15 protein-coding genes are annotated in these 15,593 nt (G+C 63.4%); 7 read left to right on the top strand and 8 right to left on the bottom strand.

Annotated elements, in window-relative coordinates; translation table 11 throughout:
* Positions 1 to 195 precede the first annotated feature (195 nt).
* From phnY to IG197_RS29955, 4 genes are all read right to left on the bottom strand, one after another.
* The gene (gene phnY / locus IG197_RS29970) at positions 196 to 1,650 is read right to left on the bottom strand and encodes a phosphonoacetaldehyde dehydrogenase (protein WP_192320231.1); all 1,455 of its coding nucleotides are present in this window, start codon (positions 1,648 to 1,650) and stop codon (positions 196 to 198) included.
* 13 nt (positions 1,651 to 1,663) lie between these two features.
* Positions 1,664 to 2,920, bottom strand: a complete 1,257-nt coding sequence (gene phnA / locus IG197_RS29965) for a phosphonoacetate hydrolase (RefSeq protein ID WP_192320229.1) — start codon at positions 2,918 to 2,920, stop codon at positions 1,664 to 1,666.
* 30 nt (positions 2,921 to 2,950) lie between these two features.
* Positions 2,951 to 4,171: a 2-aminoethylphosphonate--pyruvate transaminase gene (locus IG197_RS29960; protein WP_192320227.1), complete on the bottom strand. Its 1,221-nt coding sequence runs from the start codon at positions 4,169 to 4,171 to the stop codon at positions 2,951 to 2,953.
* A 133-nt stretch (positions 4,172 to 4,304) separates the two neighbouring features.
* Positions 4,305 to 5,972 (bottom strand): Na/Pi cotransporter family protein, encoded by a 1,668-nt coding sequence (locus tag IG197_RS29955; RefSeq protein ID WP_192320225.1) that lies wholly within the window; start codon positions 5,970 to 5,972, stop codon positions 4,305 to 4,307.
* Between the two features lie 142 nt (positions 5,973 to 6,114).
* Between IG197_RS29955 and IG197_RS29950 the strand changes: the two genes are divergently transcribed.
* The 4 genes from IG197_RS29950 to IG197_RS29935 all read left to right on the top strand — a co-directional run bounded on the left by IG197_RS29950 (position 6,115) and on the right by IG197_RS29935 (position 8,745).
* The gene (locus IG197_RS29950; RefSeq protein WP_182575074.1) at positions 6,115 to 6,984 is read left to right on the top strand and encodes a LysR substrate-binding domain-containing protein; all 870 of its coding nucleotides are present in this window, start codon (positions 6,115 to 6,117) and stop codon (positions 6,982 to 6,984) included.
* Between the two features lie 30 nt (positions 6,985 to 7,014).
* Positions 7,015 to 7,428: a hypothetical protein gene (locus IG197_RS29945; protein WP_192320223.1), complete on the top strand. Its 414-nt coding sequence runs from the start codon at positions 7,015 to 7,017 to the stop codon at positions 7,426 to 7,428.
* Positions 7,429 to 7,488: 60 nt separating this feature from the next.
* On the top strand, positions 7,489 to 8,385 hold the full coding sequence (locus tag IG197_RS29940) for a YeeE/YedE thiosulfate transporter family protein (RefSeq protein WP_192320221.1): 897 nt from the start codon (positions 7,489 to 7,491) through the stop codon (positions 8,383 to 8,385).
* Positions 8,386 to 8,577: 192 nt separating this feature from the next.
* The gene (locus tag IG197_RS29935) at positions 8,578 to 8,745 is read left to right on the top strand and encodes a hypothetical protein (RefSeq protein WP_169808396.1); all 168 of its coding nucleotides are present in this window, start codon (positions 8,578 to 8,580) and stop codon (positions 8,743 to 8,745) included.
* A 24-nt stretch (positions 8,746 to 8,769) separates the two neighbouring features.
* On the opposite strand, the gene IG197_RS29930 is transcribed toward IG197_RS29935, so the two are convergent.
* Positions 8,770 to 9,147 (bottom strand): YciI family protein, encoded by a 378-nt coding sequence (locus tag IG197_RS29930; protein WP_154384356.1) that lies wholly within the window; start codon positions 9,145 to 9,147, stop codon positions 8,770 to 8,772.
* 114 nt (positions 9,148 to 9,261) lie between these two features.
* Positions 9,262 to 10,170, bottom strand: coding sequence for a LysR family transcriptional regulator (locus IG197_RS29925; RefSeq protein WP_067968047.1), 909 nt, complete (start codon positions 10,168 to 10,170; stop codon positions 9,262 to 9,264).
* Between the two features lie 137 nt (positions 10,171 to 10,307).
* On the opposite strand from IG197_RS29925, the gene gstA reads away from it, so the two are divergent.
* Together gstA and IG197_RS29915 are read left to right on the top strand one after the other, a co-directional pair.
* On the top strand, positions 10,308 to 10,934 hold the full coding sequence (gstA, locus tag IG197_RS29920; RefSeq protein ID WP_192320219.1) for a glutathione transferase GstA: 627 nt from the start codon (positions 10,308 to 10,310) through the stop codon (positions 10,932 to 10,934).
* Between the two features lie 2 nt (positions 10,935 to 10,936).
* Positions 10,937 to 11,266: a multidrug efflux SMR transporter gene (locus IG197_RS29915; protein ID WP_182575071.1), complete on the top strand. Its 330-nt coding sequence runs from the start codon at positions 10,937 to 10,939 to the stop codon at positions 11,264 to 11,266.
* 60 nt (positions 11,267 to 11,326) lie between these two features.
* Here the strand turns inward: IG197_RS29915 and IG197_RS29910 are convergent, their stop codons facing one another.
* Complete coding sequence (locus tag IG197_RS29910; protein WP_192320217.1) at positions 11,327 to 13,804, bottom strand: FAD-dependent oxidoreductase; 2,478 nt, start codon at positions 13,802 to 13,804, stop codon at positions 11,327 to 11,329.
* Positions 13,805 to 14,022: 218 nt separating this feature from the next.
* Here IG197_RS29910 and IG197_RS29905 point away from each other — a divergent pair, with 218 nt between their 5' ends.
* Positions 14,023 to 14,682 carry a dihydrofolate reductase family protein gene (locus IG197_RS29905; RefSeq protein ID WP_067968508.1) on the top strand — a complete coding sequence of 220 codons (660 nt, stop codon included), beginning with the start codon at positions 14,023 to 14,025 and terminating at the stop codon, positions 14,680 to 14,682.
* A gap of 42 nt (positions 14,683 to 14,724) precedes the next feature.
* On the opposite strand, the gene IG197_RS29900 is transcribed toward IG197_RS29905, so the two are convergent.
* Positions 14,725 to 15,507, bottom strand: a complete 783-nt coding sequence (locus IG197_RS29900) for a DeoR/GlpR family DNA-binding transcription regulator (RefSeq protein WP_192320215.1) — start codon at positions 15,505 to 15,507, stop codon at positions 14,725 to 14,727.
* Positions 15,508 to 15,593 lie beyond the last annotated feature (86 nt).

Here is a 15,593-nt window from a genome sequence, read left to right as displayed (position 1 = left end):
TAGAGGGCAAAGCTCGTTGCGGCGCTGACAAGTCCGCAAGAAAGCTGCGTCAGCGCCAGCGTTCGCGACAGATGTCGGCGGCGGGGGCTGGCAATCATTCCGGGCACCTGATCGGGTCTTCGTAGACCGGCAAAACGGCGAACATCCATCCTTGCATGCGGCCGCCGGTGGCTGCACCGGCGGCCGCATTTCAGGCTACCACGGCAAAGAGAAGGTCTTGACGTTGGTGAAGCTCTTCATCGCTTCGATGACGCCTTCCTTGTAGCCGTTGCCCGAGTCCTTGATCCCGCCAAATGGCGACATCTCGATGCGGTATCCCGGGACTTCCCAGATATTCACCGTGCCGACCTGCAGGCCGGCGATGTATTTCTGCATGCGCCGGAAGTCGTTGGTGCAGACGCCCGACGAGAGGCCAAAGGCGGTGGAGTTGGACAGCGCGATCAGCTCGTCGTCATTGTCAGGTGCGCGCACGATCGGGATGATCGGCCCGAAGGTCTCTTCCATCACCAGTTCCGACTTGTGCGGCACGCGGTCGACGACGATCGGCGGCAACAGTGCGCCCTTGCGGCCGGGGTCGTAGAGCACTTCCGCACCCTGTTCGGCGGCCATGTAGACGCGCTTTTCAAAGAGTGCGGCAGCCTTCTCGTGCACCACGGTGCCGAGATCGGTCGAGCGGTCCATCGGGTCGCCGAACCTGATCTTCTTGGCCCGCTCCAGCACCATCGGCACGAAACGGTCGGCGACGCTTTCCTGGCACAGGATGCGCTTGACCGCGGTGCAGCGCTGGCCCGAGTTCTTGGTGGCGCCAGCGACCGCTAGATCGGCCGCCTTGGCGAGATCGTCGTCGGAGAGGTCGTTGAGGATGATCAGCGGATCGTTGCCGCCGAGCTCCAGCACCTGACGCTTGTAGCCAGCGGTGCGAGCGATCAGCTTGCCCACAGGCACGCCGCCGGTGAAGGTGATCAGCTCGATATTCTCATTGGTGATCATCTCGGCGCCGATGTCGGCGGGCATGCCCGTCACGACAGACAGCATCTCTGGCGGCAGGCCGGCTTCATAGAGAATGTCGGCGAGGATCAGCGCCGTCATCGGGGTGAGTTCGGTCGGCTTGACCACGACGCAGTTGTTGGTGGCGATCGCCGGCGCCACCTTGTGCGACACCATGTTGAGCGGATGGTTGAACGGGGTGATTGCCGAGATCGCCTTCAGCGGCTCACGGGTGGTGAAGATTTTCCGCGCCTTGCCATGAGGAGTGAGATCGCAGGAGAAGATCTGGCCGTCGTCCTGGATGCACATCTGCGCCGACAGCGTGAACACGTCATAGGCGCGGCCGACTTCATAGAGGGAGTCGGCCTTGGAGATGCCGAGCTCCAGCGTGATGATGTCGGAGATCTCTTCCTTGCGCGCGGCAAGGGCTTCCGCCGTGCGGAACAGGATCTGCTGACGCTCGTAGCGCGTCAGCTTCGGCTTGTAGTTGGCCGCGATCTCGAAGGCCTGGCGGGCGTGCTCGGCACGCCCCGCCGGCACCGTGCCGATCACCGCATCGGTGTAGGGATAGTGGACGTTGACGACGCCATCGGCATCGACCTTGCGTCCGGCGATGCGCATCGGCTCGTGGCGCACCTTGAACGTCGTTTCAGCCTTGACCATTGTTGGTCCTCCCTCAGGCCTGTGCTGCGGCAAGCGCGGCATAGTAGAACGCATCGAAGTTGCGCAGAACCGGCTCGTTGGGCAGCGTCTCAAGCTTGCGGTTGACGATGAACGGCACTGCCTGCTCGGTCAGGCCGCCATGCGATCGCAGCGGCTCGTTGAGGGCTGCGAGGTCGTGGCGATGTTCGCTGGTGCCGATCGTCTTGTTCTCGGTGGACACCAGAACGATGTCGCCGATGCGGTCGGATGGCAGTTCGAAGCGTTCGCAGGCCGTGGCGTTGTCGATGACGACGTCGATGCCTTCGATGGCGGCGAGGCGCTTCATGATGCCGGCCTGGTCTGCACCCTCGGGCAGGTAGGCGGTGGCAAACGAGCCGAGCGCGCCGTGATGGACGACATAAGGATCGGTGATCGGCAGGATGACGCGCGCTGCGTCCTTGCCGAGCCACTCGTCGAGCAGGTCCTGGACATAGACCACGTCAGGGGTGCCGTCGGCCTTGTGCTTGGGCTTCATGCCGTGATCGGCGGTGATCACGATGGCCGCACCAAGGGCGTCGAGTTCGCCGAGATATTTGTCGAACATCTCGTAGAAGGCGTTGGCCTGTGGCACGCCGGGTGCATATTTGTGCTGCACATAGTCGGTCGTTGTCAGGTACATCACGTCAGGCTTGAATTCCTTCAGCAGCTTGACGCCGGCGGCAAAGACGAACTCCGACAGTTCGGCCGAATAGACTTCCGGCACCGGCTTGCCGAGCCAGGCCGACGCATTGTCGATACCGTGCTCGGCTTTTGTCGAGACATCGGACTTCTCAGACGAGAAGCAGATGGCGCGGCCGTCGTCGAACTTCAGGCCGCTGCCGAGAAGCGCCCGCAGCTTGTCCTTGGCGGTGACCACGGCAACACGTGCGCCGGCATCGTAGAAGGCCTGGAAGACGGTCGGCGCGCGCAGGAAGCGCGGGTCGTTCATCATCACTTCCTTGCCGGTCTCGCGCTCGTAGAGATAGTTGCCGCAGATGCCGTGGACTGCCGGCGGACGGCCGGTGGCGATCGACAGGTTGTTGGGGTTGGTGAAGCTCGGAATGACGCTGTGGGCGGTACGCTCGGTGCCGTTGGCGCGGATCTTCACCAGGTTCGGCATCAGGCCCGCTTTGATCGCTTCGTCGAGATAGGCCGGCTCGCAGCCGTCGAGGCAGATGGCTATCGCCGGCACGCGCGGCCATTCATAGCTGCGGCCATTGGCGCTGACGTTGATCGTGGTCATCTTGTTCATTGGGAGGGGTCCTTTGTGATCTTCTTGTTATCAGGCGGCGAGCTTGGCGCGCTCGGCGATGGCGGCTGCGGGGGGAGCAGCGGTGTCGACGCCCATCTGACGCAGGGACTGGCCGGCGGCCTCGACGACCTTGCGCATGACATGCTCGTCCATCCGCCCGATGCAGCCGACGCGGAAGCTGTCCACCACGGTCAGCTTGCCCGGATAGATGATGAAGCCCTTTTCCTTCATCAGCTCGTAGAAGCGGTCGAAGGCAAAGTCCGGATGGGCCGGGTTGAAGAAGGTGACGATGATCGGCGAGAGCCAGCGGTCCTTGAGCAGCGTCTCGAAGCCGAGTTCGCGCATGCCCGCAACCATGACGTCGCGATTCCTGGTGTAGCGGGCGCCGCGGCCGGCGACACCGCCTTCGGCCTCGTGTTGGCGCAGCGCCTCGAGGAAGGCAGCAACCACATGCGTCGGCGGAGTGTAGCGCCACTGGCCGGTCTTGTTCATGTGCGCCCACTGGGCATGCACGTCGAGGCTGAGCGAGTGGCTGCGGCCCTTTGCGGCTTCGAGCTCACTCTTGCGGGCGATGATGAAGCCGAAGCCGGGTACGCCCTCGATGCATTTGTTGGCGGAAGACACCATGGCCTCGTAGCGCACGTCGCCGACTTCGAGCGGGATGGCACCAAAGGCGCTCATCGAGTCGACCAGGAACTTGCGGCCCTTGGCGTAGACGGTTTCGGATATCTCGGCGACCGGGTTGAGGATGCCGGAGCTGGTCTCGCAGTGGACCAGGATGACGTGGGTGATGGCAGGGTCGGCGTCGAGGGCTGCAGCCACCTCATCACCGCGCGGCGGCATGTAGTCGCCCTTGTCGATGGCGACGTGGTCGCGGCCGAGATAGCCGAGGGTCTGGACGATGCGCTGGCCGTAGGCGCCATTGACCAGCACCAGCGCCTTGCCGTCACGCGGCACGAACGAGCCGAGCATCGCCTCGACGGCGAAGCTGCCCGAGCCTTGCATCGGTACGCAGTCGAATTCGTTGTTGGTATCGCCGAGCATGGCGAGCAGCCGCTGGCGCATCTCTGATGTCATCGCCCGGAAGTCGCCGTCCCATGAGCCCCAGTCGCGCAGCATCGCTTGCTTGACGGCATAGGAGGTGGTCAACGGCCCAGGGGTGAGCAAATAGGGCTCGCCCAATGCCGGAGCAGGGAGGGGGGCCGGAGCAGGGAAGGTGGCCTGAGCCGCAAGCTTATGTTCGGACAGCATTTTCGTCTCCTCGCCGTCATCCTGAGATTGCCTATGGCTCACCTTGGAATCCCCTGATCCATATGTACAATCGTTATTTCGTATCCAATGATAAGTCCTGGTGATGATGTTTGGATGACACGGGCAAATTCGCTCAGGCCGTCTTGGCCAGCCGGCTTTCCAAGAGGTCGCCGCTCTGGGTCAGGATCGGGTAGGCGACGGATACCAGCAGCGAGTTGAATTCCTTCAGCGCCCGCACCGCTTCGAGATGGATGTCGCTGGTCTCGATGCTCTGCACCGTACCCGATTGCAGGCGCTTCAGGTGGCGTTCATGGCTGTCGCGCTCCAGCTTGCGCATGCGTTCCTTCTCGACCACCAGCTGGCGCGCCGCTTCGAGGTCGCCCGACACCAGAACGTTCATGGCAATCTGCATGTTGGCCAGAACCCGGTCATGCAGGGCCGTCAGCTCCGACCAGCCTTCCCTCGAGAAGCTCAGCCTCTTGTCGCTCTTCTCCTCGGCCAGTACCAAAAGGTTCTTGGCGATGATGTCGCCGGCATGTTCGAGATTGATGGCGAGGTCGGTCAGTTCGATGCCGCGCCGCGCCTCGTCCTGGCTCATCGTGCCGCGATTGACCTCGGCGATGTAGAGCTTGATGTCGGTGTGGGCGCGGTTGACCTCCTCGTCGAGCCGACGCAACTGTGCCACGCGTGCCTTGTCGCCGCTTTCGAACAGCTCCATGACAGGCCGCAGCATGATCTCCACCGTTTCGGCCATGCGCAGCACCTCGCGGGTGGCGCTCGCCAGCGCCACGCCAGGCATCTTGATGACGGTGCGGTCGAGGGCGCTCTTGCGCCGCGACATCAGGTCGAATGTTTCTTCGCCTGCCGGCGCGTCAGGCAGGATCAACCGCGCGAGTCGTTCCATTGTCGTGGTGAAGGGCAGGCAGACGACCAGCAAAGCAAGGTTGAAGGCGAGGTGCAAATTGACCACCTGCCGGGCGGCCGACTCGCCGAACCAGGATATCGGCAAGGTAGTCGCCTGCAGGCCAACCAGAATGGCGACCGCTGCCGTTGCCCGGAAGATCAGGTTGCCCAGTGGGATGCGTCTGGAATCGATTGCCTGGCCACGGGTCAAGCCGACAGCGACCAGTCCGGCGCCGAGATTGACGCCGAGGATCATCGGCAGCGCCACCTCTGCCGGCAGCACGCCCTGGGCCGCCATCGACATGAACAAAAGCACCGAGGCGACGCTGGAATGGATCAGCCATGTAAACAGTGCAGCTGCGCCGAAGGCCGTCACCGGATCGCCGCGCAGATAGTCGATCGCCATCGGCAGCAAGGCGCTGTGACGCATCGGTGCGGTCGCTTCGCCGACCATGCGCAGCGAGATCAGGATGAAGGCGATGCCGAGCAGCGTGCGCCCGGTCTGCTTGACGATCCGGGCCTCGACCTTGAGGAACATTGTGGCGCCGGCGAACAGCAGCAACGGCACCAGCCAGCTGAGGTCGAAAGACAGCGCCTGCACCACCAGCGCAGAGCCGACATCGGCGCCCAGCATGACGGCAAGCCCGCCGGAGACGGTCATCACGCCGGTTGCAGCGAAACCCGCGGCGAGCACTGCAACGGCCGTCGCACTCTGCAACATGACGGCAAGCACGGTGCCGGCAGCCGCCGCACGCACCCGGCCTTTGGTGGCGCCACGCAGCGCCTCGCGCAACAATACGCCATGGGCGCGCTCGACGCCGGTGCGCACCATGCGCACGGCCCACAGCAGAAGCATGATGGCGCCTGCCAGCTGCAGCAGGATATACAGAAGATGCATGGTGCCGTGCCTCCCAACGCGCGGCGCGCAAGGGTGGCGCCTGCCCTATCCTCGGCATGTCAGGCCATAAATCAAATCGTTAGTTTCGATGTTTCTATCGCTCCAGTTTATTGCTAGTCTGATCTGATATCAGGGATCAGACATGCGCTACGTGCAGCTCAGGGCTTTCCACTATGTCGCGGTGTGCGGCGGTTTTTCACGCGCCGCCGAGATGCTGTTTCTCACCCAGCCGGCCATTTCCGACCAGGTGCGCAAGCTGGAGGAAGAGTATGACGTGCTGTTGTTCAACCGTCACAAGAAGCAGGTGACGCCGACGGCGTCGGGCCTGCAACTGCTCGAAATCACGCGGCGCATGTTCGACACGGAACAGCAGGCACTCGAGCTCTTGTCGGAATCCCGCGCGCTACGCTCAGGCACGCTGCGCATCGTCGCGGACGCCGCCCACCATCTGCTGCACATTCTCGGCCAATTCCGCCAGAAGTATCCCGGTATCCAGGTCTCGGTCCGCGCTGGCAATACCGAAACGGTCATTTCCAGCCTCTACAGCTACGAAGCCGATATCGGCGTGCTCGGCGAAATTCCGACCGGCCGCGATTTCGAGATCGTCAAGCTCAATTCGACGCCGATCATAGCATTCGTCTCGACCGATCATCCGCTGGCGACAGCCAAGTCGCTGTCGCTGCACGAACTGTCCTTGCTGCCGCTGGTGATGCGCGAACGCGGCTCGAAAACCCGCGCCAAGCTGGAGGACCTCGCTTCGAAGGAGGGTTACGAATTCAAGCCGGCGATCGAGGCGGAAGGCCGCGAGGCGGTGCGCGAGATCGTCGCCTCGGGCGCCGGTGTCGGCTTCGTATCGGCGGCAGAGTTCGGACAGGACGTCCGACTGGTCCAGATCCCGATCGCTGCGCCCGAAATGCTGATGGACGAAGCACTGATCTGCCTCAAGGAGCGCAGCGGCGGCAAGCTGGTGCGGGTCTTCCTCGATATCGCTAGGTCGATGGCTACGGGGTAATGCCAGACTACGCGAGAGGATGTCGAAGGCATGACCGCCGCAGCAATAGTCCTGATCTGGTTGGGTGCGGCCAACGCGATACTCGCGATGACCGTGGAAACCTGTACCGGTGGTTCTGCCGACAGCTTGATGGGTGGCCTCTACACATTCGTCCTTTATGCTGTTGGCTTGGCGATTCTTATTTGGCGGCGGCCCGGATGGTTGGCTTACATTGCTCTGGTGCCGCCGCTGTTGGTCGCCGTTTGGCATAGCTACTATGCTGTTCTCTTCGGTCTCGGATATTGGCTGGATGGCGCGTCTGCCTGTTCGATCATGCCGGTCGGGTTTTCCAATCCGGGACTGGATGGGCGTGAGCCGTTCATGACGGTGTTGTGGGGAGGGCTGAGCCTTCTGATAAGGGCCGGGATCGGCGTAAGTTGCTATCGATCACTGCGACGTACATGAGCATCGGCTAGCGACCTGTGCTAGGCTTGCTTGCCCATCAGCCTGGGAGGCGTGCCAATCTTGGAGATCATCGTCCTCTCGCTGCTGCTGCTGTCGCTGGCCTTTTCGCTCGGTTTTGCCCTTAACCGTGGCTCGACCTGCGCGGTGATCGCGATCACCGAACTGATCCAGGAGCGCAAACCGGCGCGTTTCGTAGCATTCTTCGAATGCACGCTCTGGGGCGCGCTCACCTATTCCGTATGGCAGCTGATGCCGCAGGCGCATTGGTCGGGGTTGGTCTACGCTGCAACCGGCGGCGTGATCTTTGGTATCGGGGCTTTCGTGAACGGCGCCTGCGCGTTCGGCAGTGTCGGCCATCTCGGCAATGGCGACACCCAATTCGGCTTCACATTCCTTGGCATCTATGCGGTCTCGATAGTCGCAAGCCTTGCAAACCTGTTGCCCGCCGTAGCGACATCGTCGATGTCGCTGCAGGTTGCGGCGCCGGTTTCGCTGTCGATGCTGATCGGTTTCGCCGTCCTCCGTTTTGTGATCCAGCGAAACAACGTCACGGCATTTCTCAAGATGACATGCGCCATGCTGGCCATCGGCGTGGCCTACGCCACGATCGTCCTGCTCAAGCCGGGCTGGTCCATCGCGTTGTCACATGCTCAATCGCTTCCATTGGCGTCGATAGCCATTACAGCGGCAATGTTTGCCGGCAGTATTGGCAGTCGCTGGTCGGAAAGAGGCGAAAACAGCATCAAGTGGCCGAGCCTCCGCGGCGCGCTTCGCCGCCTCGTCGGAGGGACGCTGATGGGAAGCGGGGCAGTGCTTATCCCTGGTGGCAACGACACGCTGCTGCTGGTGGGGCTACCCATAGGCGCCCAGGAGGCGGCGCTTGCCTATCTGCTGTTTGCCATATCGGTTGCAGTTCTTGTTCGGACGATTGGCTCACCGGCCCAGGCATGGTCTTAGCGATCTGGCGGTTCCGGGTTCAACACTTTGCAAAAATTTTCTCTGGTGTGAAACAAGATTTCATGTTAGGAATTATCTGACTTCGGATCAGATCGGCAATCGGCCGCCATCCGAACATTCGCAGACCCAAGCAACCGAACCATGTGCCGAAGCCTCCGGGCTTCGGCAGGTCGCTATTGACTGGCGATGGCTATGAAAACGGCATCAACCTTCCTCCAGCTGTTGGCCCTGAGCGCATGCCTCGTTGCCCGGGTCCTTGGCGCGGGAGACATGCAGACGCCGGGTGTGCGCCGTGCCCTGCAGACCATGGCGGGAGCCGGACGTCAGACGATCACCGAATGCCTGACAGCGCAGGCCTGAGGCGGAACCGGAGGAGAATGCCTGCTAGCCGTCGACGGCGATCGCAGCGCCAGGAACATAGAGCAAGATCGGCCGTATTTCGTAAACCGCGGTCGGGTTGGCGGAACGCAGCTCGCGTGCCGCGGCCACCGCGCCGTCCATGCTGGGATAGTCCACCACGTAGAAACCGAGAAGCTGCTCCTTCGTCTCGGCGAACGGACCGTCGGTGACCAGTCCCAGTCCCTTTCCCCGCAGCGTGACCGCGCTTTCGGTCGGCCCGAGGCGCGCTGCCGGTCCCAGATGCTTTTCGCCGACGAGACGATCATTGACCTCGAGCAGTTCCTCCATAAGTGCGGCGTCTTCTTCCTCGGTCCAGGATTCGACAACGCCCTCGGCGTGATAGGCCAGGATGGCATACAGCATGGTTGTTCCTCTCTTCTTCCGCACCTTCCGATTGCGGACAAGCGAGCCATTGTTTGGCGCTGACTTCAAGTGTCAAAAGCTGCCCGGTCGCCGTCTTGGCAGGACGGCAGCCGATCACATGCGTATGCCTTCGAAAAGCTCGCGCTCGCGAGCCAATCCCTCGCCGACGACGTCGAAGAAGGCACGGACACGCGCCGTGCCCTTCAGGTCCTGATGGGTGACGATCCAGAGCTCGCCAGCGAGTTCCTCGATCGGCCGGGCCAGCGCGCGCACCAACCCCGGCTCGCCGTCGCCGAGATAACAAGGCAGGAGTGCCAGGCCGATGCCGGCCCGGGCCGCCACCGACTGGTTGACCAGGCTGTTGGTGCGGTAGACGAAACGTTCGGCCGGAACGTTGCGGTCCAGCCAGTCTGCGGCCGTGATGCCACCCGCCGTCTCCTCCCAGCCGACCAGGGCATGCGGTCCGAGCGCCGCTGTGTCGCGGATCGCGCCATCATGGGCGTCGAGATAAGCCGGCGAGGCAAAGAAGGTCCAGGCGACGCCGGCAAGCTTGCGGCCCCAGAGGTCGCCTTCCCTGGGCCGGATCGGCCTGAGCGCCACGTCGGCCTCGCGACGCGACAGGCTGAGAACACGGTTCTCGATGGCCAGTTCGACAACGATGCCGGGATGCACGGCGCGGAACCCGGCCAGATGCTTGGTCAGCCTGGAGTAGGCGAGCGTTTCCGACGAGGTGACGCGCAGCCGCCCGGACAGGCGGCCATCGGCGCCAGCGATGTCGCGTGCCAGCGCCAGCGCCTCGTCCTCCATGCGCTCGGCAGCCGCCGCCATGCGCTCGCCTGCCGGTGTCAGTTGGTAGATGCCGCCGGGCAGGCGCTCGAACACCCGCACCGCCAGCTTCTGTTCGAGCCCGTTGAGCCTGCGAAACACCGTCGAGTGGTCGATGCCGAGCAATGCTGCGGCTGAGGTGAGGCTGCCGGCACGGGCCACTGCCAGGACCAGCCTGAGTTCATTCCAGTCTTCCATGCATACGTTCTAGCACGGCGTATCTTTGCAGTCATGCAAGCGTGGTTGGCGAAATGCCAATGAGCGTTGCCAGATCGCAAGCTCTAGATTGTCCCCTGAAGCAACGACCGTCAGGTCAGAACCCAAGAGGACAGACCATGAAACTCTACTATGCCACCGGCACCTGCTCGCTTTCGCCCCACATCGTGGCGCTGGAAGCAGGTATCCCGCTCGACATCGAGCGCGTCGACATCATGAGGAAGCCGCATGTCACCGGCGCAGGCCAGGACTTCACCAAGGTGAACCCGAACGCCTATGTGCCGGTGCTCGAACTCGACGACGGCTCGCTCCTCACCGAGGGGGCAGCGATCGTGCAGTACCTTGCCGATCTTAAGCCGGAAATCGGGCTGGCACCGGCGGCCGGCACCCGCGAGCGTTACCAGTTGCAGTCCTGGCTCAACTTCGTCGCCACCGAACTGCACAAGATGTACAGCCCGTGGCTGTTCCACCCCGAATATGGCGTCCAGGCGCAGGAGGTGGCGCGCGGCAAGATCACCGAACGTCTGGCTTATGTCGAACGCCATCTGGAGCGCAGCGGCCTCTATCTGATGGGCGAGACCTTCACCGCCGCTGACGCCTATCTCTTCACCATTGTCGGCTGGTCCGCCTATGCCAAGGTCGACCTCTCCGCGTTCCCGCAACTGCGCGCCTACATGGATCGTGTCGGCGCGCGGCCCAAGGTGCGCGACGCGATGCGGGCCGAAGGCATGAAGCTCGCGGCCTGACCATGGGCCAGGGACTTGCCTGGGCGCTTCTGGTGGTGGCGGGCGTGCTCGACGTTGCCTGGGCGGTGTCGATGAAACATGCCGAAGGCTACACTCGGCCCGGTTGGACGGTGGTCTCGGTGCTTCTGCTGGCAGCCTTCGTCTATCTGCTTGGCAAGGTACTTCAGGTCCTGCCCGTCGGCACCGCCTATGCGGTGTGGACCGGTCTTGGCGCAGCCGGCACGGTCATTATGGGCGTCGTGTTGTTCGGCGAGACGCTTGGGCCGTTGAAGCTGGGTGGCGTCATTGTCGTGCTTGCCGGCATCGCCATGCTGAAGCTGGCGGAAGCCTGACGCAAAAGAAAAGCCCCTCCCGCGGCGGGAGGGGCAGTCGGGGGAGGGGTCTGGGAATGATCAGGCAGCTTCGTGCAGTTCCGTGCTGTCGGCCTTCACGCGCTCGGATTTGGGATCGTAGGGCGCCTTGAGATGAGCCGTTGCCGTGTAGCGTTCACCGGCAAGGTCGATCTCGAAGCGGCCGCTTTCGATGAAGTCCTTGTCGATGCCGGCCTCGTTGTGCAGCAGGCCGAGCGCCACCGAGCGGCCGAGCGTGTGGCCGTAAGCAGCCGAGCGCACTTCGCCGACTGGTTTGCCGTCGCGCAGGATCAGTTCACCGCCCCAGAGCATGGGTGCCGCATCGTCCACCGTGAATTGTACGATGCGGCGGGTGAGCTTGCCCTTGGCCTTGGCGGTGACCAGCGCCTCCTTGCCGATGAAGCCGTCAGGCTTGTCCATCGACACGGCGAAGGCGAGGCCGGCCTCGTACGGGGTGATATCGGGCGTCAGCTCGCGGCTCCAGGCGCGGAAGCCCTTCTCGATACGCAGCGCTTCCAGCGCATAGTAGCCGCAGTCGGCAAGGCCATGCTCGCGGCCCGCTTCGTGCAGCGCCTCATAGACGCCGATGGCGAATTCGGTCGGCACGATCAGCTCCCAGCCAAGCTCGCCGACATAGGTCATGCGGTTGGCGTAGGCGGTGGCATAGCCGATGTCGATCTCGCGGATGGTGGCAAAGGGGAAGCCGGTATTGGAAAGATCGGCCGAAGTCAGCTTGGCCAGGATGTCGCGCGAGCGTGGTCCCATCAGCGCCAGCACGGCATAAGACGAGGTGACGTCGGTCAGCGTTACATGCGCGTCCTCGGGGACGTTCTTTGAAATCCAGTCGGCATCGTGCACCGCCTGGGCCGAGCCGGTGACGAGCAAGAACTTGTCGCGGCCGAGACGCATCACGGTAAGATCGCTCTCATAGCCGCCGCGCTCGTTGAGCAGGCCGGTATAGATCGAGCGACCGATCTCGACGTCGATATCGGCTGCGCAGATGCGGTTGAGCACTCGCGCTGCGTCGCGGCCCTGCACCAAAATCTTGGCAAACGAGGTCTGGTCGAAAATGCCTGATGCCTCGCGGGTGGCCTTCATCTCGCGCTTCACCGCCTCATGCCAGTTCTGCTTGCCGAAGGCGTATTGCGTCTCGGGCTTCTCACCTTGGGCGGCGAACCAGTTGGCGCGCTCCCAGCCCATCTTGGAGCCGAAGCAGGCGCCCTTCGCGGCGAGCCGGTCGTACAGCGCGGAGCGACGGAAGGGACGGGCGGTGTCGAGCTCTCGGTTCGGCCAGGGCATGGCGTAGTGCAGGCCGAGCGTTTCCTTGACGCGGTCGTGCAGCCAGCGCGGATTGTTGTTGAAGCCGGCAAAGCGCCTGATATCGACCGGCCACAGGTCCATGGTCGCTGCACCATTGACGATCCACTCGGCCAGCGCCCGGCCGGCGCCGCCGGCACTGGCGATGCCCATCGAATTGAAACCGGCGCCAACGTAGAAATTCTTCAGTTCCGGTGCCTCGCCGAGGATGAAGTTGTTGTCGGCGGTGAAGCTTTCGGGCCCGTTGTAGAATTTCTTGACCTCTGAGGTTTCCAGCTGCGGCACGCGGATAAGCGCGTTCTGCATCAGGATCTCGAACTGGTCCCAGTCGTCGGGCAGAAGCGCGAACTCGAAATCGTCAGGAATGCCCTTCATGCCCCACGGCTTGGCCTCGGGTTCGAAGCCGCCCATGACCAGGCCGCCGACCTCTTCCTTGAAATAGATGTAGCCGTCGGGGTCACGCAGCACCGGCAGGTCCGGATGCACACCCTCGATCTTGCCAGTGACGATGTACATGTGCTCTGCCGAATGCAGCGGTACGGTCACGCCGCACATCGCGCCAACCTTGCGCGCCCACTGTCCGGCGCAGTTGACCACGATTTCGGCTGCGATGTCTCCCTTGTCGGTGGAAACACCTGTCGCCCGGCCGTCTTTGGTCTGGATGCCGGTGACGCGGACACGCTCGATGACCCGCGCGCCGCGGTTGCGCGCGCCCTTGGCCAGCGACTGGGTCAGGTCGGTCGGGTTGGCCTTGCCGTCGCCCGGCAGCCAGACCGCGCCGACCAGATCGTCGATGGCCATCACCGGCCATTTCTCTTGCGCTTCCCTGGCCGAAATCACCTCGATGTCAACGCCCTGCGCGCGGGCCGAGGCGGCGGTGCGCTTCAGCACGGTCATGCGGTCGGCGCTGCGTGCCACCGACAGCGAACCGCAGTTTTTCCAGCCCGTCGCAAGCCCGGTCTCGGCCTCGAGTTCGCTGTAGAGCTGGGTCGAGTATTTGATCAGGCTGGTCATGTTGGCGTGGCTGCGCAGTTGCCCGACGAGGCCGGCGGCGTGCCAGGTGGTACCGCCACTCAGCTGGCCCTGCTCGAGCAGCACGACATCGGTCCAGCCGAGTTTTGTCAGGTGATAGGCGACCGAGCAGCCGATGATGCCACCGCCGATGATGACGACGCGTGCCTGCGTCGGGAATTGCTGCGCCATGATGAAAGAACCTCCCAAAGGTGATGCTTGTCACCATATCTTGATCGCAACAAAATGCAACACAAAATGCAACAAATAGCCACATTGGATCACGCGCCTGATGGCGACCTTGCGGCTGCGTGGCGCGGCTGGCAGAAATTTTCGCGGCGCTGTCGGAACGCGCCGCCGCCGAACGTCTTGAAGACGTAAAGCCGGCAGGGGCGATGAAGGAGAATGACATGAGAAAGATCGTGGTGGGTGCATTCATGAGCCTCGACGGCATCATGCAGGCGCCGGGCGGACCGGACGAGGATCCGATCGGCGGCTTCACATTTGGCGGCTGGGCCGCGCCGTATTTCGACGAGACCATGACCGAGGCGGTGGGTGGGATGTTCGCCAGGCCCTTCGACCTTCTGCTCGGGCGCAAGACCTGGGACATCTTCGCCGCGCACTGGCCTTATGTCGACGCCGACGACCCGATCGGCCCGCTGTTCGACCGCATCAACAAATATGTGGCGACACGCAACCCCGAGCTGAAGCTCGGCTGGCAGAACAGTCATTCGCTCGGCCCGGATGCGGTAGCTGCCGTGCGCAAGCTGAAGGCCGAAGACGGGCCCGACCTCCTCACCCAGGGTTCGACCGATTTCCTCAAGACCCTGCTCGCCAGCGACCTCGTCGACGAGCTCAACGTCTCGATCTTTCCGCTGGTGCTCGGCAAGGGCAAGCGCCTGTTCGGCGACGCGGCGCTGCCGTCGAAGCTGAAACTGGTGTCGTCCAAGGTTTCCGGCACCGGCGTGACCGTCAACAAATATGTCCGCGACGGCGACATCGTCACCGGTTCGTTCGAGTTCGAGACGCCGACCGAGGCGGAACTGGAGCGGCGGCGGAAGCTGACTTGACGTTCACGCAAAAGGCGGAGCGACGGCGCCGCGCTTCGCCATCTATTCCCCGACGATCACCTTCGGCCCCTTGCGCTCCAGCGCCTCGATCATCGCTGCGGGCGGAGGAGCGTCGACGATGACGCCGGCGGCGAGTTCGAAGCGGGGAATGCGCAGCGGCGTCAGTCGGCCGAACTTGGAACTGTCGAGCACGAAATAGGAGCGGGCGGCAGTCGCCGCCATGCGCGAGCGCTGTTCGGCGCCGTTGCGGGTGAAATCGGTAATCTCGCCATCGGGCGACAGCGCGCCGCCACCGAGAAAGGCGACGTCGATGCGGAAGCGGCCGATAGCGTCGAGCGCGTCGATTCCGACGGCGGCTTCTTCCGACGGGTCGATCTCGCCGCCCAGCATGTGCACACGGAGATGCTGCTGGCGGCACATATGCAGCGCGATCGTCAGGCTGGTGGTGCAGATCGTCAGGTTCTGCTTGCCTGTCAGCGCATGCGCCACGGCGAGCGTGGTCGTGCCGGAATCGAGGAACACCACCATACCGTCCTCGACAAGTGCTGCCGCCGCTCGGCCGATTGCCGCCTTGCCGCCGGCATTCTCCTGGCTGCGCAGGGTGAGCGTCGGTTCGGTCGCCTCGAACAGGGTTGCGCCGCCATGGACGAGGTCGAGCTGGCCGCGCTCGGCCAGGAACTTCATGTCGCGCCTGATGGTCTCGCGCGACACGTCGAAGAAGGCGGCGAGCTCAGTGATGCCGACCGATCCGTCGGTGGCCAGCCGCCTCAGGATCTCATCGTGGCGGCGCGGCGCGAGCGCCCTGTGGTTCTGCGAGTCGGACATGCACTCTATGTGGCGGCATTGCACCTGTTATGGCAAGCAGATGTTGCAATGTGTGGCATGTGGAGTGTGGCGCCACATCAGAACGC

This window comes from Aminobacter sp. SR38 (genome assembly GCF_014843375.1).
GTDB lineage: Bacteria > Pseudomonadota > Alphaproteobacteria > Rhizobiales > Rhizobiaceae > Aminobacter > Aminobacter ciceronei.
This window is presented reverse-complemented; position numbering and strand designations above follow the sequence as displayed.